The organism is Thalassospira sp. SN3W (genome assembly GCF_038070535.1).
Lineage (GTDB): Bacteria > Pseudomonadota > Alphaproteobacteria > Rhodospirillales > Thalassospiraceae > Thalassospira > Thalassospira xiamenensis.
On sequence record NZ_CP121124.1, the window covers coordinates 2718236 to 2737024 of the forward strand.

16 protein-coding genes are annotated in these 18789 nt (G+C 54.9%); 12 read left to right on the forward strand and 4 right to left on the reverse strand.

Annotated features, from left to right (window positions below):
* The first annotated feature begins 158 nt into the window (after window positions 1-158).
* The 5 genes from P8T57_RS12265 to P8T57_RS12285 all read left to right on the forward strand — a co-directional run bounded on the left by P8T57_RS12265 (window position 159) and on the right by P8T57_RS12285 (window position 4275).
* A complete protein-coding gene (locus P8T57_RS12265; RefSeq protein ID WP_341363257.1) occupies window positions 159-845 on the forward strand; it encodes a fumarylacetoacetate hydrolase family protein in 687 nt (228 codons plus the stop codon).
* Between the two features lie 70 nt (window positions 846-915).
* On the forward strand, window positions 916-1713 hold the full coding sequence (gene xth, locus P8T57_RS12270) for an exodeoxyribonuclease III (RefSeq protein ID WP_341363258.1): 798 nt from the start codon (window positions 916-918) through the stop codon (window positions 1711-1713).
* Between the two features lie 177 nt (window positions 1714-1890).
* A complete protein-coding gene (locus P8T57_RS12275; protein WP_007088907.1) occupies window positions 1891-2721 on the forward strand; it encodes a hypothetical protein in 831 nt (276 codons plus the stop codon).
* A 478-nt stretch (window positions 2722-3199) separates the two neighbouring features.
* Window positions 3200-4051 carry an OmpA family protein gene (locus P8T57_RS12280; protein WP_063093058.1) on the forward strand — a complete coding sequence of 284 codons (852 nt, stop codon included), beginning with the start codon at window positions 3200-3202 and terminating at the stop codon, window positions 4049-4051.
* A gap of 26 nt (window positions 4052-4077) precedes the next feature.
* A complete protein-coding gene (locus P8T57_RS12285; RefSeq protein ID WP_007088905.1) occupies window positions 4078-4275 on the forward strand; it encodes a YqaE/Pmp3 family membrane protein in 198 nt (65 codons plus the stop codon).
* An 87-nt stretch (window positions 4276-4362) separates the two neighbouring features.
* Here P8T57_RS12285 and P8T57_RS12290 read toward each other — a convergent pair whose 3' ends face one another.
* The 3 genes from P8T57_RS12290 to htpG form a co-directional block, all read right to left on the reverse strand.
* Window positions 4363-4593, reverse strand: coding sequence for a hypothetical protein (locus P8T57_RS12290; RefSeq protein ID WP_341363259.1), 231 nt, complete (start codon window positions 4591-4593; stop codon window positions 4363-4365).
* A 46-nt stretch (window positions 4594-4639) separates the two neighbouring features.
* Window positions 4640-5965, reverse strand: a complete 1326-nt coding sequence (locus tag P8T57_RS12295) for a deoxyguanosinetriphosphate triphosphohydrolase (RefSeq protein ID WP_062958824.1) — start codon at window positions 5963-5965, stop codon at window positions 4640-4642.
* A 155-nt stretch (window positions 5966-6120) separates the two neighbouring features.
* A complete protein-coding gene (gene htpG / locus P8T57_RS12300; protein WP_007088901.1) occupies window positions 6121-8004 on the reverse strand; it encodes a molecular chaperone HtpG in 1884 nt (627 codons plus the stop codon).
* Between the two features lie 276 nt (window positions 8005-8280).
* Here htpG and P8T57_RS12305 point away from each other — a divergent pair, with 276 nt between their 5' ends.
* Window positions 8281-8607, forward strand: coding sequence for an HPF/RaiA family ribosome-associated protein (locus P8T57_RS12305; RefSeq protein ID WP_007088900.1), 327 nt, complete (start codon window positions 8281-8283; stop codon window positions 8605-8607).
* Window positions 8608-8666: 59 nt separating this feature from the next.
* On the opposite strand, the gene P8T57_RS12310 is transcribed toward P8T57_RS12305, so the two are convergent.
* Window positions 8667-9257 carry an NAD(P)H-dependent oxidoreductase gene (locus tag P8T57_RS12310; RefSeq protein ID WP_341363260.1) on the reverse strand — a complete coding sequence of 197 codons (591 nt, stop codon included), beginning with the start codon at window positions 9255-9257 and terminating at the stop codon, window positions 8667-8669.
* Window positions 9258-9381: 124 nt separating this feature from the next.
* Here P8T57_RS12310 and soxR point away from each other — a divergent pair, with 124 nt between their 5' ends.
* The 6 genes from soxR (at window position 9382) to P8T57_RS12340 (ending at window position 18725) form a co-directional block, all read left to right on the forward strand.
* Window positions 9382-9873 carry a redox-sensitive transcriptional activator SoxR gene (soxR, locus tag P8T57_RS12315; RefSeq protein WP_007088898.1) on the forward strand — a complete coding sequence of 164 codons (492 nt, stop codon included), beginning with the start codon at window positions 9382-9384 and terminating at the stop codon, window positions 9871-9873.
* 130 nt (window positions 9874-10003) lie between these two features.
* Complete coding sequence (locus P8T57_RS12320; RefSeq protein WP_341363261.1) at window positions 10004-12871, forward strand: helicase-related protein; 2868 nt, start codon at window positions 10004-10006, stop codon at window positions 12869-12871.
* A 75-nt stretch (window positions 12872-12946) separates the two neighbouring features.
* Window positions 12947-13351 (forward strand): RNA-binding S4 domain-containing protein, encoded by a 405-nt coding sequence (locus P8T57_RS12325; protein WP_063093053.1) that lies wholly within the window; start codon window positions 12947-12949, stop codon window positions 13349-13351.
* 174 nt (window positions 13352-13525) lie between these two features.
* Window positions 13526-15241, forward strand: coding sequence for an ABC transporter transmembrane domain-containing protein (locus tag P8T57_RS12330; protein ID WP_341363262.1), 1716 nt, complete (start codon window positions 13526-13528; stop codon window positions 15239-15241).
* Entirely contained in the window at window positions 15238-17376 is a 2139-nt protein-coding gene (locus tag P8T57_RS12335; protein ID WP_341363263.1) for an ATP-binding cassette domain-containing protein, read from the forward strand. The genes P8T57_RS12330 and P8T57_RS12335 overlap by 4 nt, the downstream gene beginning before the upstream one ends.
* Complete coding sequence (locus P8T57_RS12340) at window positions 17373-18725, forward strand: HlyD family type I secretion periplasmic adaptor subunit (RefSeq protein ID WP_341363264.1); 1353 nt, start codon at window positions 17373-17375, stop codon at window positions 18723-18725. The genes P8T57_RS12335 and P8T57_RS12340 overlap by 4 nt, the downstream gene beginning before the upstream one ends.
* The last annotated feature ends 64 nt before the right edge of the window (window positions 18726-18789 follow it).

Below are 18789 nucleotides of genomic sequence, written 5' to 3' on the forward strand. Positions count from 1 at the left end.
GGCCATTTAAGGGCACCTGATTTGATGGTGCAGCATCCTCCTGACAGCTTCTGACAGGGAGGCGGATTAAATCCGTACTCAAAGCATTTCAATTTATCAGCAGCTTGGGTATCAGTAAGGACAATATTTCCATCAGGATTTCCTTCAAGGGGGCCACCATGAATTTTGTCTTTCCCTCAGCCACGCCGGTTACCGTTCCGGTGCAGAATTCGGATCAGCTTTTCCCGGTCAATCGCATCTTCTGCATTGGCAAGAACTATGCCGACCATGTGCGCGAAATGGGCTCCGACCCGGCCGACACCCCGCCTTGCATCTTCATGAAGCCGACGGATTGCCTGAAGGTTGGCAACGGTGATCTAGCCTATCCGTCGGGAACCGAAGACCTCCATTACGAGGGGGAGCTTGTTGTGGCCCTTGGTGCGGGGGGCAAGAACCTTGATCATGCGGCGGTTGAAGCCGCCATTTTCGGATATGCTGCGGGCCTTGATATGACCCGCCGTGATGTGCAGGCCGGCCTTAAGGACCGTCGCCTGCCGTGGGATATGGCCAAATCCTTTGACGATTGTGCCGCGATTTCGGCAATCCGGCCCAAGGCCGATGCAGGCAATCCGCAGGCAACCAACCTGAAACTGTCGGTCAATGGCACGGTCAAACAGGATGATACCACCGCCAAGATGATCTGGCCGATGGTTGACGCATTGGTGCATCTGTCGACCCTGATCGAGCTTAAGGCAGGTGATCTTTTGTTTACCGGAACCCCCGAAGGTGTCGGTCAGGTGGTGCGCGGTGACCGCATGGATGTGGTGATTGCCGATGTCGCCGAACTGTCGGTTACGCTGAAATAGCATCAGGATATCAAGATACAGGGATTAAAGGGTCAGGGCCCACTCACCTCATCAGGAAACGGAGTCCGTTTTGAAAATCGTCAGTTGGAATATCAATTCCGTTCGATTGCGCATCGAACAGGTCATAAAGTTTTTAGAAGAACAACAACCCGATGCGCTGTGTCTTCAGGAACTGAAATGCCCGGACGAGCATTTCCCCCACGAGGCATTTGAAGCCGCCGGTTACATTCATCGTCATAACCATGGCATGAAAAGCTATAACGGTGTTGCGATCCTGTCGCGGTTGCCGTTTGCGGAAGTCGACATCAAGCATTTCTGTGGCAAGGAAGATCGCCGTCACTGTATGGTGACGTTTGAAAACGGGGTCGAGCTGCACAATTTCTACATCCCGGCCGGGGGCGACGAACCGGACGTGACAATCAATGAAAAGTTTGCCCACAAGCTTTCCTTCCTTGATGAAATGACCGCATGGTGGGCGGAACGCCGGGTTGCCGGCCCGGATCGCAAGGCCATTCTGGTCGGGGATTTCAATATTGCCCCGTCGGAAAATGACGTCTGGTCGCACAAGCAGCTTTTGAAAGTTGTCAGCCACACACCGATCGAAGTTGAAAAGCTCGAAGCATTCCGTAAATCCGGTGATTTCGTGGACTCTGTGCGTGAAATCGTCGAAGAGCCGGAAAAACTGTTTAGCTGGTGGAGCTATCGTTCACGCGACTGGCGGGCCAGCAACAAGGGGCGTCGTCTGGATCATGTCTGGATGACACCGAATATGGCCGGATCGGTCCGGACCGCATCGGTCTATGATCTTGCCCGTGACTGGGAAAAACCATCCGATCATGCACCGGTGGTTGTCGAGTTCAATATCTGAATACCGTTTTTTCAGCACCAAACAGCGGGCCGGATTTATCCAGTCCGCTGTTTTTTTGTCTAAAAGGTCTTGATCACGGGACGTGCCGGGGTGAAGCTTCTGATTGAACCCGGAAACGAACGTCCCCAATTCTTTAAGCAATTTTATCCCGATGAAACAAAAAACAGGATACGGGCAATGAAAAAGATCCTCATCGCGTTGGCAGCCATCATTTTGCTGGTCGTTGCCGGACTGGTGTATGTCTATGTCAATCTTGACAATATCGTCAAAGCAACCATCGAAGAGGCTGGAACCCGTGTGACGCTGGCCGATGTGACGGTGGATAATGTCAAGATTGAAACCACCCAGAACACGGCATCCATTGGCGGGCTGGTTGTCGGGAACCCGGATGGTTTTGAAACCGACCATGCCTTTTCGCTGGGCAATATTTCGGTGCGACTGGATGGTTCGACCCTTACCAGCAATACCATCCGCGTGATCGAGGTGATCGTGGATGCGCCCAGTGTGACCTATGAATTGGGGCAGGGTTCGTCAAACATCGCGACCATTCAGCGCAATGTTGAAAGCTTTGTCCAGCGTGTCTCCGGCCCGACCGGTGCAGGTGGCGACAAGGCAGATACCGCCGCCGATGACGGTTCGGGTACCAAGGTCGTGATTGATAATGTCTATATCCGCAACGGCAATGTCAGTGTGTCGGCCGCGATGCTGCAGGGTAAAAAACTGTCTTCGGGACTTCCTGAAATCCACCTTAAGGACATTGGCAAGCAAGAAGGCGGGGCGACACCGGCGCAAGTCGCCGAAGAAATCATCACCGCCCTTAACACCGCGGTGTTCAAATCGGTTTCCAGTCTGAATGTCGATGGACTTTTGCAGGGGGTCGGTGACCTTGGCAAGGGTGTGACCGGATTGATTGGCGGTGCTGCAACCGGAACCGGCGGCGTGGTCAAGGACGGTGCGGGTGCCGTCGGTGATGCGGTCAAGGGACTGTTTGGCGGTTCGTCCGAATAACGGGACTCGGAACCGGAATTACGGGATATTTCAATAATATCCTTATAATCAATGTCTTGGCGGAAGGGGCGGTTATCGCTCCTTCCGTTTTTCTTTTTAACGGCGAATTGACGGTACTGCCGCACCGCACAAGGACAATCCGCATATTACTGATGTGAGATTTTCTCTATCTCCCTGCTTTTTTTCATGAATTTGGTTTCCATATATTTTGGGGTATGGAAACATTTCACCAATGGACGGTGTCGTCTTGGGGAATCTTGTTCGGCAATATGAACCGGAAAGATTATTTTCGGGGTCTGGTCACTCTTCCGATCTGGTCATCGACAACGATTTACACCGCCAAACAAAGATCGATGCATTGCATTGGTTACGCGGCGTTTGCCATCAAGCCGGATCAACCGGTTGGTTATGCGCCCTGAAAATAAAATATTGGGATTGGGATCATTATTGTCGTCATCCAGACAAGGAGTGAAGACCGATGAGAGCTAAACTGCTTTTTGCTGTTTCCGCAGCTGCCTTTCTTGCGGCCTGTGCGAACATGGATATTCCGGGCGTTCGCGGGATGACCGATACGGGGTCGGCATTTGATGCAGCCCTTCATCAGGCGTATTCCGACCTTGCGCAAGCCGAATATGACGAAGCGGACTGGGCGGATGCGCGTTACTTCACCAACCGCGCGAAAACGGCGGCGATGGGACAGGATACAGGTCCGCAGCCATTGGCAGATCGCAATCTGCCCCAGGAAGGCCTGGCAGAAATCAGTGTTGCACGGGCTGATTTGATGGCGGCCTTTGATGCGGGCGGACGGGACAAGGCACCAGAAGCCGCCGCACGGGCCCAGGCTGCTTTCGATTGCTGGATGCAGGAACTTGAAGAAAACATTCAGCAGGAAGACATCGATAATTGCCGTGCCTCGTTCTATCAGGCACTTGCCCTTGTTCAGGCGGAACTTGATCAAAAGCCGATGGCCGCGGCTGCGCCGATGATGATGCCTGAACCGATGAAAATCTACTTTGCGTTCGACAGTGCCGTTCTTGGTGACAAGGCGATGCCGGTTATTGACGGGATTGTCGAAGCATATGAAAAATACGACCCGAAAATGATCAGTCTTACAGCCTATGCTGACCGGGCCGGTGATCCGATGTATAATGACATCCTTGCCAAATCGCGCGTTGATGCGGTGGTCAAGGCATTGCGTGATCATGGCGTCAGCCCCAGCAGGCTTGCCATCAGCATCAGCGGCGAGGCCAATGTACCGGTTCCGACTGCCGATGGTGTCGCGGAAAAAGGCAACAGGGTTGTTACGGTGAAATTTGAAGACGGCATGTAAGCCGACATAACAAAGAGGATGAATATATGCGGTTACTCATCGCGCTTCTGCTGCCATGGTTGTTGTTCTTTACCATCGGGCGGCCCATTGCAGGTATCATCTGCCTGATCTTGCAGATTACCCTTCTGGGGTGGATTCCGGCGGCAATCTGGGCTGTCTATGCGTTGAGCCAGTACAACACCGACAAAAAAATCAGTCAGGCCATGGGCGGTGGGCAGGGTTAATTCCCCATACCCCATTCGATGGTGTTGATGATTGGCGGTTGAACCGCATAGGATATGAAAGGCAGGCTTCCGGGCCTGCCTTTTTTGTTAATGCATGTGGCGACGAACCCCGCCGATAAACCGCGATATCAGCCGTGAAACGGTAAAACGTGTGATGGCAAACGTAACGAAACCGGCAATCCCGGGCCAGTACCATGCCTGTATTTCGGGCCGCGTGCTTTGTTCAACCAACCCGTAAACGACGGCCGCCAATCCTGCGCCCGCCATAAAAGCCAGACGCCTGCGATAGCGACCGATGAACGGGGCAAATAACCACATCGTCCCGTTTCCTATGCTTGCGTCCGGCCGTTACGATTGTCGCGCATCAATGCTGCCCGCCGCCGATATCGCGCGCAAGGCGGGCGGCAAAGTCGTCGGTCATGCCCGATATGTAATCAAGGATCGTCAGATACAGGTTGTAAAGCGGTGCGCCGACCGGCATCGAATCATTGCCGATCAGTTCGCGAACCCGTCCGGTACGATAGGAAAGCTCTGCGTCATCCTTGGCCTGATGGATTTCAAGGGCCGTCTTGCAGAAGGTATCAAGCAGCGTTTCAAGGCAGGCAAATGCGCCGACCTCGATCTGGACTTTGCGCCGGTTCAGAATGATCTGCTTTTCTGAAAACTGTTTGGCGGTCGCGATCATTTCGTTGAACGGACCATCGGCACAGGACAGAAGATCACCATCGACTGCCCCGTTCAGCAACTGCTCCTCGCGCAAGACAAAGGCATCGGTCAGCGCATCAAGAAGCCCGGTGATGATCTTGCCACGCAGGAAGGTCATCTTGCGCCGGATGTTGGTTTCGCGGTGATATTCGCTAGGAATGTCGCCCGGGATGCAGGGCAATAACAGGTTTTCAAAGACGCTGAAATCAACCAGTTCCAGTTCGACGCCGTCCTCGATATCAATCAGCGCATAACAGACATCATCGGCCGCCTCGACCAGATAAACCAGCGGATGACGGCAAAACGATTGTGCCCCGGTGCGGATCAGGCCGGTGGCATCGGCAACCTCGGTCAGCAAATCCATTTCGCGCTGAAACGCACCGAATTTCATTTTTTCGGGATAAGGACTGCCAATCGCCGACCATGGATATTTCACAAAACTTGCCAGCGTCGCATAGGTCAGGCGCATGCCGCCGTCATAAAGGCCACTTCGTTTATGGGTCAGTAACCTGAACCCCTGCGCATTGCCTTCAAAGGTGGTCAGATCGGCGCGTTCTGCCTCGGACAGCGGCGCAAGATATTTGGGATCGGCATCCAGAAACCACTGACGAACGGCATATTCCCCGGCATGGCCGAATGGCGGGTTGCCGATATCATGGGCAAGGGCGGCGGCCTGAACAATGGCGGCCATATGATCGGGTTCAATCCCGTCGGGCAGGTGGCCTTTTTCGGCCAGCTGATGGCCGACCATAAGTCCCATGGACCGTGCAACACAGGATACTTCAAGGCTATGGGTCAGGCGGGTATGGACATTGTCGTTTTCAGGCAGCGGATGAACCTGCGTCTTGCGTTGCAGACGCCGGAAAGCCGACGAAAAAATGATCCGGTCGTAATCCTTGTGAAAATCGGATCGACCGAACGCGCCGACACTTGAATGTCGTGTGCCCAGACGTTCGGGCGACAGCAATTTTTGCCAGTTCATCATCGGTCCGAATTTCCCGTATGCCAAAGTCTGTTTGCCTAATGTGGTGGTTATATGCCGGTGTTTGGTAAAGAACCGTTTTAAATTTGCAGAATCTGCAAAAGAAAACGGCGCATCGAATGACACGCCGTTTTGGTTGTCCATAAAACAGGGAAAGCTTAGCTACCCAAACCCTTTTCCATCACCAGATCAAGGCGACGGGCGAAGCTGACCGGGTCGGGCAGGGCTTCGCCTTCAAGGATGCGGGCCTGATCAAGCAACAGCAGGGCGGCGTCATGAAGGATCGGGGTCTTGGCGTCCTTGATGGCAATGTCCGACAGCTTTTTGATCAGGCTGTGTTTCGGGTTGATTTCAAGGATGCGCGGGCTGATTTCATCAACACGGTTATGCTGCTTCATCAGGCGTTCCATCCGCAAATCCATGCCGGTTTCATCGGCAATCAGACAGCAGGCCGAACTGGTCAGGCGATCTGATTCACGGACGTCCTTGATGCTGGTGCCAAGTGCGATCTTGATCGATGCGATCAGGGCATCAAGGGACGCATCGGATGCGGCATCGTCTTTCTTGTCGTCCTTGGCATCATCCTTGTCATCGGATTTGACGTCGGCAAGGTCCGCACCGCCACGGGTGACCGATTTGAAGTCTTTTTCTTCAAACTGGCCAACAGATGGCAACCAGAATTCATCCACCGGATCGGTCAGCAGCAGAACTTCGATGCCCTTGGCGGCAAAACCTTCAAGCTGCGGGCTGCGTTTGAGCGCATCGACGTCTTCGCCGCTGATATAGTAGATCGCCTTCTGACCATCCTTCATGCGGGTGACATAGTCGGCAAGCGTTGTCCAGCCATCCGAATGCGTGGAACGGAAACGTGCCAGTTTCAGGATGCGGTCTCGGTTGGTGTAGTCTTCATACAGGCCTTCCTTGACGACAGAACCGAAGTTTTCCCAGAAGGTTTCGAAACCTTTCGAGTCTTTATTCGATGCGGTTTCAAGTTCGGACAGGAGTTTTTTGGTCAGGCCGTTTTTGATTTTGGTCAGGACCGGGTTGTGTTGCAGCATTTCGCGCGAAATGTTCAGCGGCAGATCCTGGCTGTCGACGACACCGGACACAAACCGCAACCACGGCGGCAGAAGGTCATCGGCACCTTCGGTGATGAAGACCTTGCGGACATAAAGTTTCAGATGACCTTTGCGCGCCGGATCATAAAGATCGAACGGGCGCATGGTCGGCAGGAACAGAAGACCGGTATATTCAATCGCACCTTCGGCCTGATAGTGGATGGTTTTCCACGGATCGTCGAAGGCGTGCGAATTGTGTTTGTAGAACTCTTTGTACTGTTCGTCGGTAATGTCGGATTTCGGACGGGTCCAGAGTGCCGATGCCTCGTTCAGGGTTTCGTCATTGCCGTCCGCCTTCATCAGGACAACCGGGATGCCGATATGATCGGAATAGGTTTTGACGATATGACGCAGGCGATATTCTTCGGTGAATTCCTTGAAATCATCGGTCAGATGCAGGGTGATCTGGGTGCCGTGGCCTTCCATTTCGGCTTCGGCGATGGTGTATTCGCCCTTGCCGTCCGATGACCATTTCCACGCCTGATCTTCACCGGCTTTTTTCGTGACGACGTCGACCTGACCCGCAACCATGAAGGCGGAATAGAAACCGACACCGAACTGACCGATCAGGTCAACATCCTTTGCCTTGTCGGATTTCGACAGGGCCTCGACGAATTTCGCGGTGCCTGAATTGGCAATCGTGCCGAGGTTTTCAATCAGGTCGGTTTTGTTCATCCCGATCCCGTTATCGGCAATCGTCAGAACATTACGGACGTTATCGGTCAGAAGACGAACCTTGAATTCTGAATCCCCTGCGAGCAGTTCCGGTTTTGCAATCGCCTCGTAGCGCAGCTTGTCGCAGGCATCCGACGCATTGGAAATGAGCTCGCGCAGGAAGATGTCCTTGTTCGAATAAAGCGAATGGACAACGATATCGAGCAGGCGGCTGACTTCAGCCTCGAACCGCATTTTTTCTTCCGTCATGACCTCTGTGTTCTCCTGTAATTTCAATCCACTATGTGCAATTTGCGCCGTTGGGTCCCGATTTGGCAACCTTCAGGCAGTGCTTGATATGCGTCAACGCATCTTGCAGCGCAAGCCCTGTATCCTAAGTATATAAAAAGACGGTTTCATTACAGGGCGCGAGGCTTGCGGAAGTTGTCTTGGGTCCTGTCCTGCCCCGAAACGGCAAACGTTTCGGATAATTGCAAGGTGCAACGCCTTGTGAATGTCTCAGGCTCTATAACAGGAGGCCGCAATATGAAGGTTCCCGTTCAAATCACCTACCGTGATGTTGATCAATCAGATGCGCTGGACGAGCGGATCCGCTTCAAGGTGCAAAAACTGGAAGAAACCTTCGACCGCATGACAAGTTGTCATGTCATCGTGGAAAGACCCCATGCATCCCACGCACAGGGAAACCGCTATGCGGTTCATTTCGGAATTCATGTGCCGGGTAAGGAGATTATGGTTAAGCGCGACAGTGCCGATCATGCCCACGAGGATGTCTATATCGCGCTCAAAAACAGCTATCAGGCCGCGCGCCGTCAACTCAAGGAATATGTCGACCGGATGCGCGCCCACTAGGGTTCCTGTTAACAACAGCGAGTAATTGAAATGACGGGGCGGTCAGTTGACCGCCCCGTTCATGATATCGTGACCTCCGGCATTTCGGCCCGGGCTTGTGGATAGCGGCCCTCGCGCAATGTGCGCGCCCACCATTTCAGATCATTGACCATGTGTTTAAGGGCCGCCTCGGACCCGGCTTTGTCGATCGGATAACCATTCGGATCAAACTGGTCCCAGACATTGGCAAAGCTGACAACGTCGCGCATGGTCACGACATGCAATTCGGCAAAAACCAGTCGCAATTGTTCGACCGCCCGCAAACCACCCGACATTCCGCCATAGGATACAAATGCCAATGGTTTTCGGCACCATTCGGGCTTGGCAGCGTCGATCAGCAATTTCAGTTCGCCGGTAAAGCTGTGATTGTATTCCGGGGTGACAACGAGGAAGGCATCGGCTTCGGCAAGAACGGATTGGAGTTCGGCAACACCGGGATGCGTATTGCCGACATGACGGGATGGCAGATCGAGCTTCGCCGGATCGATAATATCAACCGACAGATCCGGATCTGTTTTCAGGATTTTGATCGCCCAGTCGGCAACTGTGTCGCAGAACCGGTCTTCACGGGCACTGCCATAGATCAGTGCAAGATTGAAAGTCTCTTTCATGACGTCACTCCTTGATTATTTCGCAGCAAGGAGTAAATCTATAGAACCTTAACAATAGTTGAGGTCAATGATGAATTTCAAGCGCATCAGAACGCCATGAAAAAATAACGGAAAGGGCAGGAAAATGGTGAAACCCGGGCCATTGCACCGCTATCTCAGTGTGGGTGAAGTCGCCAAAAGAAGCGGACTTGCCGTATCGGCGATCCATTTTTACGAGCGTAAGGGGCTGATCGCCTCGATCAGAACGGATGGCAATCAGCGACGCTTTCCACGCGGTATCCTGCGCCGGGTTGCGATCATCAAGGTCGCACAACGCACCGGCATTCCGTTGGCCGAAATCGGGAATGCGTTATCGGGGCTGCCAATTAACCGGGCCCCGACGACACAGGACTGGGAAAAGCTTTCGTCGCGGTGGCGTGATGATCTTGATGCCCGGATCGAACAATTGACCCTGCTGCGCGATCAATTGGGCAAATGCATCGGGTGTGGTTGCCTTTCGATCAGCGACTGCCCGCTTCGCAACCCGTCGGATGAACTGGCAACGGATGGTCCCGGCGCGCGGTTGCTTGAACTTGATGACGCACAGGATCACGAACCATCAGATGGAACGTCTTGATCCGTAACGGAATGCATTGGGATACTCTTGCCGATGCGGCAGAATGCTTGACATTGTGCGATGCGGCGTGTTGAAAGGCGCATTGATCTAGGCGCGCGAAATCATCCGCGATGCCTGCTGGAAAAGTTTGATGCAGATTTCAACCCGAACCGGTCCCCGTATCCTTGCCATATTGGGGCCCACCAACACCGGCAAGACCCATCTGGCCATGGAACGGATGTTGGCGCATACCTCGGGTATGATCGGTTTTCCGCTGCGGCTTCTGGCGCGCGAAAACTATGATCGCGCGGTCGCCCGTGTTGGCAAGGGTGCGGTGGCCCTGATCACCGGCGAAGAACGCATTCTTCCGAAATCAGCACGCTATTTCCTGTGTACGGTCGAAGCCATGCCGGTCAACAAGCAGGTTGATTTTCTGGCCATCGATGAAATCCAGATGTGTGCCGATCCCGAACGCGGGCACGTCTTTACCGACCGGCTGTTGCATGCGCGCGGTATCAGCGAAACCATGTTCATGGGGGCGGAAACCATCCGTCCGGTGATCCGTCAACTGATCGACAATGTCGAATTTGATACGCGCGCACGGTTTTCGACTCTGACCTATAACGGATCGAAAAAGATTCAGCGTCTGCCATCCCAGTCGGCCGTCGTGACATTTTCCGCACAGGAAGTTTACGCCGTTGCCGAATTGGTCCGCCGCCAGAAGGGCGGGGCGGCCGTCGTGCTTGGCGCGCTTAGCCCGCGCACGCGCAATGCCCAGGTCGAGATGTTCCAGAATGGCGAGGTCGAACACCTGATTGCGACCGACGCGATTGGCATGGGGCTTAACCTTGAACTGAACCATGTGGCCTTTGCGGCCCTTCACAAGTTTGACGGTCAGTTCAATCGCGGGCTTTCGGCGGCGGAAACCGCCCAGATCGCCGGGCGCGCCGGACGTCATATGAATGACGGCACCTTTGGGGTGACGGGCAATCTTTCGGGGATCGATCCCGATATTATCGAACAGATCGAAGCCCACGAATTCGAACCGCTTGCCAAAGTCTTCTGGCGCAATGCGCGACTGGATTTCAGAACCGTCGATGCCTTGCAGAAATCGCTGCGCAAGCGGTCGGACAATCCGACACTTGTTCTGGCGCGCGAACCGGTCGATGAAGTCATGCTGGCGCATTTATCGCAGAACGAAGACGTCGCGCGCATCGCATCGGCCCCGGATCGGGTGCAATTATTGTGGGAAGTCTGCCAGATTCCGGACTTCAGAAATATCCATACCGATGCGCATCCAAGGCTGCTAACATCTATCTATCGCTATCTGGCAAAACCAAATAGTAAACTGCCGGTCGACTGGTTGGGCGAACAAGTCTTGCGCCTGGACCGTTATGATGGTGATATCGATCAGTTGTCATCACGGTTGGCGGGTATTCGCGTCTGGACTTATGTATCGCACAAGCATCACTGGCTCGAAGATGCCAATCATTGGCAGGAACGTACGCGGGCCATTGAGGATAAGCTCTCTGATGTGCTACATGAACGCCTGACCCAAAGGTTCGTTGACAGACGAACTTCGGTTTTATTGAAAAGTCTCAAGGACAAGTCTGAACTCATGTCTACCATCACTGCGAATGGTGAAGTCCAGGTCGAAGGTGAATACGTCGGCCGACTGGAAGGATTCCGTTTCATCGCCGATGAAACCGATGCTGCGTTTGAAGGCAAGGCAATCGCCAGTGCTGCACGTCGTGCACTGACTGGCGAGATTGCGCAGCGTGTCAAACAACTGGAAACCGATGAAGACGACAAATTCGCGGTGAATGGTCAACTGGAAGTCCTGTGGAACGGGGCGGTTGTCGGTGGGCTGAAAAAGGGCGACACCGTCCTCAGCCCCGACGTCCAGGTCATTGACAGCGAGTTTTTTGACGGTCCGACCCGCGAACGCGTAAGGACCCGGCTTCAGAATTTCGTCAACGCCCATATCGAAGCGCGCCTGAAAATGCTGACCCGCCTGCGCGATTGTCAGCTTCCCGGTCCGATTCGCGGCCTTCTGTTCCAATTGAACGAAGGTCTGGGCTGTGTGCCGCGTGCCGATCTTGAAAGCCTGATCAAGGATCTTTCGGATGAAGACCGCAAGGCGCTGGCCAAGCTTGGCGTGCGGTTGGGGGTTGAAACGGTTCATGTGCTTGACGCGCTGAAACCCGATCCCGTCGAACTGCGTGGCATCCTTTGGGCGATTTCGCGCGAACTTGATGCGCTTCCCGAACTGCCACCGGCAGGTCGCACATCGGTTCCAAATGATCGCAGCAATTCCAAGGGCTTCTATCTGGCCGCCGGTTACATGCCGGTCGGGCCGCTTGCCGCACGCGTCGACATGCTCGAACGTTTTGCCGCATTGCTGCGCCAGAAGGCGCGCGAAAATGATGGCAAGGTAAAACCCGATCCCGATCTGCTGTCGCTTCTGGGCTGCACGGTCGAGCAGGCCGAAGGCGTGTTTACCGCACTTGGCTGGCGTGCCGAGGTGGTCAAGGTCAGCAAGGCTGAACTTGATGCCAAGGAAGCTGCTAAAAAGGCTTCTGAACCTGCTTCTGAACCTGCTGCTGTGAGTGCAGATGCACCGGAAGCTCCTGCTGAAGCCGCAAGCGCCGATGAAGCAGCCAAAGAAGCACCGGCCGACGCCGTCAGCGAAACGCCCGCCGAAGAAGCTGCCCCGGTAGCCGGTGAAGCCGAAGCCGAGCCGGAATTCGTCGAGGTTAAATATTTTGTCCGTGTCGACCGCCGCAAGCGCGGTGGTGCAGGCAAAGGCCAGCGTGGCGGTCCGCGTCAGGAAGCCCATGGCAAAGGCGCGCCGAAAGGCAAAGGCGGTCAACGCCCGAACCGTGGCGGCCCGAACAAGGGCGGCGACCGTGGCGGCAAAGGTCAGGGGCGTCCGAACAATGCACCGGCCAAAAACAATCAGATCAACGAGGATTCGCCATTTGCCAAGCTGAAGGAAATGCTGGCGGCAAAGGGCTGATCCCGACCTGTTTTCTGTGATGCGGCGACCCTTTGCGGGGTCGCCGCATTGCGTTTGGGATGGTAAAATCAATCCATGACACTTGATCAGACAGGCAGCAAAGTCCGTATCGATAAATGGCTATGGTATGCGCGGTTCTATAAGACCCGTTCGCTTGCCAGCAAGGCATGCCAGTCGGGCCATATCGTTCTGAACGGTCAGTCCGTCTCCAAAGCCAGCGTTACGGTCGTTGTTGGGGATCGGCTGCAATTCTTTCAGGGCCCGCATCTGCGCGTGATCGAAGTGGTGGCACCTGGCGAACGACGTGGCCCCGCCCCCGAAGCCCAGCAGCTTTACGTTGATCACTCGCCACCACGTGTGGCGAAAAAAGAGGTCGCGGCCGATATCCGAACCGCTCCGATTGCTGAACGCGAAGCGGGCAGCGGACGTCCGACCAAGGCCGAAAGGCGCGCAACGGACCGGTTGCGCGGCGATGAATAACTTTTACAGGCTGTAATCTGATCTGACACCAGGTACGGCGCGAACAACATACCGGGTTGTAGAACCTTCAGGATTTTCTTGCCTCCAGCATAGGCATGGGCTATTGATCCTATATCAAGGTATAATACACCTACTTTAGTATGGTTTCGCTTTGACTTGGAGAATGACTGCGTTATGAAACGCAAGCCTGGCCTGCATATCGGCACTTTGTCACATCTGGGGGCAGGCCGTTTTGCCATATTGCTCGCAGCATTTGTGATCAACCTGCTGTCGCTGGCACTGCCGGTGACCCTGTTGCAGGTCTATGACCGTGTGCTGCCCCATAATGCCATCCCGACTTTGACCTTGCTTATACTCGGGGTTTTTGGCGCGTTGGTGCTTGAAGCGGCTTTGCGCCTTGGTCGGGCCTATATATCGTCGCTGTCGGCGGCAAAGTTCGAACATAAAAGTTCGCAGGCTGCTGTCGGTCATTTGTTGGCGACCAGTCTTTCCGATTACGAAAAAACCGCACCTGGCCTGCATCTTCAGCGGCTGAACAGTCTGAATGTCCTGCGTGACTTTTATGCCGGGCAGGCAATCGGGGCGGTGATCGATCTGCCGTTCATTATCCTGTTCCTTGGTTTGATTGCCATTATCGGTGGCAAGCTTGTGCTGGTACCGCTGGGCATTCTGTTTGCCTTCATGCTGACCGCGATGATCCTGGGGCGGCGGTTGCGTCGCGCGCTTGATGAACGCAGTCAGGCCGACGAGCGGCGCTATAATTTCATTATCGAAACCCTGACCGGCATTCACACCATCAAGGCGATGGCGATGGAAAACCTGATGATCCGTCGCCATGATCAACTGCAAATCCAGTGTTCCGAGGATGACCTTGCCGCCGCGCGCTGCGCCCATGCCGCAATCAATTCAAGTGCCAGCTTTTCGATGATCACGATGATCCTTGTTGCCGGTGTTGGCAGCCTTCTGGTTATCAATGCTGATCTGACAGTGGGCGGGCTTGCCGCCTGCACGATGCTGGCCGGGCGTTCGATCCAGCCGCTGCAACGGGCGATGGGGCTCTGGACCCAGTTCCAAAGCATTCGGGTTGCGCGTGACCGTTGTCGCGAACTTTTCCGTCTGCCGCCCGAAGATGCCGACGATGCTGCTGAAATGCCGCCGCTTGAAGGGCGCATCGAGCTTGATGATGTCAGTTTCTCGCACGCGGGCGGGGACACAGTTTTTGAAAACCTGACGCTTGCGATACAGCCCGGTGAATCTGTTGCAATCACCGGTGAAAACGGCACCGGTAAAACCACCTTGCTGTGGCTTCTGATGGGGGCGTTACGCCCTGATCGCGGTTCGGTCCGGCTGGATGGTCGTGATCCGAATAAATATGCATCGGAATCGATCCGCCGCCAGATTGCCTATCTGCCGCAACATGGGGTGATGTTCAAGGGAACGATCCTTGAAAACATCACATCCTTCCGCAAGGAAATTGGCACGGATCGTGTCGTGGAAATCTCGCGGCGTCTGGGGCTTGATGAAATCGTCATGCGCATGCCCAACGGTTACGATACCGAAGTGGGCGGACAGGCATCCGAAACCCTGCCGCGCGGCGTAAAGCAGCGTATCGCCATTGCCCGTGCCCTGATCGACTATCCGCGCATCGTGCTGTTTGACGAAGCCAACAGTTCGCTTGATATCGCGGGCGATAACATTCTTGCCGGTCTTCTGATTGAACTTCGCAAACACTGCACGCTGGTGATGGTTTCTCATCGGCCGTCATTGATTGCTCTGGCCGACAGACAATATCGCCTGATTGAAAAACGTCTGGTGCCGGTCCTGCGGCGCAGCGGCACCCAGCCGGTGATCGAGGCAGAAGAAGTCGTACGCGCAGGAGGCCGGTCATGAATATCGAAAACATGGACTTCGCGCTGAATTACCGCATGGGCCTTGCCAGCAATGACGCACAGTCGGATTTCGATGCCTGCCTGTGGCCTTTGTTGCAGGCGCTTGGCTGGCGTGGGCTGCCCCGTCAGGTCGCAGAAGCATTGCCGCATATGGACGAGGCCCTTGATCTGACCGATTTTCGCAATGTGCTGGCGAACCTGAATTACCGGTCGCGCGAAATCGATACCACATTTGATCGGATCGATGATCGGTTGATGCCCTGTCTGTTCGTGCCCGATAACGGCACCGCACTTGTGGTGATCAAGCCGGAAAATGCTGGCATCCGGGTGTTTGATGGCGGCACCAGCCGCGAAATGGTGATCAAGCCCGGCAATCTTCCGGGGCGGTTGTTCCAGTTTACCCAGGCTGGGCGTCACGAACGGTTTTTTGAAGATGACAAACGCGGCTGGTTTGGCGGAATAACCGACCGGTTTTCCGCCCTCGGTGGACAGCTTTTGCTGATTACCCTGATGCTGAACCTGATGGCGCTGGCCAGCCCGATTTTCGTAATGGGGATCTATGACCGGGTCATTGGAACGCGGTCGATCCCCATGTTGATCCAGTTCGGGATCGGCATGGGGATTGTCCTGATCCTTGACTGGGTCCTGCGCAATCTGCGCAGCCAGATGGTCAGCCATTTTGGGGCGCGCCTTGATACACTTGTCAGCAGTGCCATTTTCGAACGGCTCCTGTCCCTGCCACCCGCCTTTACCGAACGTGCCCCGGTCGGGGTTCAGATTTCGCGGATTCGCGATTTTGAAAGCGTCCGCGAATTCTTTAGCGGCCCGATGGCGCTTGTCATTCTGGAAATGCCCTTCCTGCCGATCTTCCTGATTGTTCTGGCGATTCTCGGGGGGTGGCTTGCGCTTATTCCGATTGGGCTGATCGTTGTTTTTGTCCTGATCGGGCTGGTGTCTTTTCCGGTGGTGTCACGACGGGTTTCGGAACTTGGCCGCAATGGTGCGAACCGGCAGGAATTTCTGGTCGAGACGGTCGGCAAGATGCAGGCGTTGAAATATACAGGCACAGAACATCGCTGGCTGTCGCGTTTCCGCGATATTTCGGCCGATACGGCTTATGCCGGGTTCCGGGTGGCAATGATCAATAATGTGATCAACACATCGGCACAGATTCTGATGGTCTCATCCGGGGCGCTTATCCTTGCCTTTGGCGCGGTTCAGGTCATGGCGGGTTCAATGACCGTCGGCGCACTTGTGGCATCGATGATGCTGGCATGGCGTGTACTTGGCCCGATCAATCAGGCCTTTGTCGGTATGCCGCGGCTGGCACAGCTTCGCGGGTCTGTCCGGCAGATAAACCGTCTGATGACGCTGGCGCCGGAACGTGATCTGGTGCCGCGCACGGTTGGCCAACGCCGTTTCGAGGGCAATGTTACCTTCTCGCGTGTCAGCTTCCGATATACGCCGGACTCCGATCCGGCTCTGGTCGGGGTGAATTTCGATATCAAGGCCGGACAGGTGGTTGCGCTTGTCGGATCGAACGGGGCGGGCAAGTCATCGCTGATCAAATTGATCGCCGGGATGTATCAGCCACAGGCCGGTGCTGTTCTGATCGACGGCGCGGACATTCGCCAGATGGATCCGCAAACCTTGCGCCAGTCCATTTCCTATGTGCCCCAGGATGTTGAATTTTTCCGTGGATCAATTGCGCAAAACCTGCGCCTTGCCAATCCGATCGCATCGCCCGATGAATTGCGGATGGCCTGTATGTCGGCGGGTATTCTTTCGGAAATCGAAGCCCTGCCCGACGGTTTTGAAACACGGATCGGCGATCAGCATTCCTCGCGCTTTTCGACAAGCTTCCTGCAACGCCTGGCACTTGCGCGTGCCTTTGTCCGCGAAGCACCGATCATCCTGTTTGACGAGCCGACCAATGGCCTTGACCAGAAAGCGGATCGGGCATTCCAGCATGCGATCAACCGTCTGCGCGGCGGATCGACGATTTTCCTGATTACCCATCGGCCAAGCCATCTTGATCTGGCCGACCGCATCATTGTTCTTGAAGCAGGCCAGGTGCGCGCCGATGCGCCGCCAGCACGCATCAAGCAGCAGGTGCTTGACGGAGGTTTCCTATGAGCGAAGCAGTTCAGAACACCGCAATTGAACGGTTCCGCCAGTCGCGCCGTATGGCACGCTATCTGTCACATGCCGTCTTGCTCGAAGAAGGCGGGATTTCGGTTTTTGTCCGTTCGGCAATGGTGATGCTTTCGGTTGGCTTTATCGCGCTGATCGCGTGGGCGGCAACCACCCAGATCAAGGAAACGGCAACCACCTTCGGGCAGGTCATGCCGACCGGGGCGGTTAACAAGATCCAGCATCTTGAAGGCGGTATCATTTCCGAAATCATGGTGCGGGATGGTGACTTGGTTGAAAAAGAACAGGTTCTGATGCGGTTGAAACCCGAAGCATCACAGGCCGAACTGTCGCAGGCCGAAACCAGACAGGCCAGCCTGCGTCTTGAAGCCGAACGTTATCGCGCACTTGCCGAATCGCGCGATCCCGACTTCACCCAACTGATGGACCAGTATCCGGAACTGGCAAAAAACCAGCAGGAAATCTATCGGATCAAAACCGACCTTGATAGCAGCCAGCGCGAAATCCTTGACGTTCAGATCAAGGAACGCAACGCCGAACTGGCCCAGCTCCAGCAGCAGGAAGGGACTTTGCGCCGTTCTGTCGAATTGCTTAACCAAGAAGTGACGATGCGCCGCTCGCTGTATGAACAGGGGCTGAACTCCAAGGTCCTGTTCCTCAATATCCAGCGTGAATTGAACGAAGCGCAGGGCAATCTTTCAAGTGTCATTGCGGAAATGGCGCGTGCGCGCGAAACCATCGCCGAAGCCAATCTGCGCCAGAACGAACTTCGAAACAGCCAGCGCGAGGAAGCGCTAAGTGAACTGGGGCGGCTTGGCGGTGAAATTGCCCAGGCCGATGAAGCGCTGCGCAAGCTTAAGGACCGTGTCGCGCGACTTGAAATCCGCGCTCCGTCCAAGGGCTATATCAAAGGGCTGCAATTTACCACGATCGGCGGGGTGATTGCCCCGGCACAGGTGGTCATGGAGCTGGTTCCGACCGATGATGCACTGGTCGCGGAAACCCGGATTTCGACCGAGGATATCGGTCATGTTCATCTTGGACAGCCGGTGACTGTTAAAGTCAGCGCATTTGACTATATACGATATGGTAGTATTAGTGGTGAATTGGTATCGATATCGGCCTCTACTTTTGTTGATGAAGATGGACGACCGTATTATAAAGGACGGGTGGCACTTGATTCCGACCGGGTCGGTGAGGGTGCCCGCGCTCAGCCGATTATCCCTGGCATGACGGTTCAGGCCGACATCCAGACGGGTGAAAGGACATTGCTGCAATATCTGCTCAAGCCGGTTTATGTCTCGCTTGATCAGGCATTTAGCGAACGCTGAGTTTTCATAATGGTCCCGCTGGAAATGTTCATTTCATTTCTACTGCCTGGCCGCACGTTTCTCT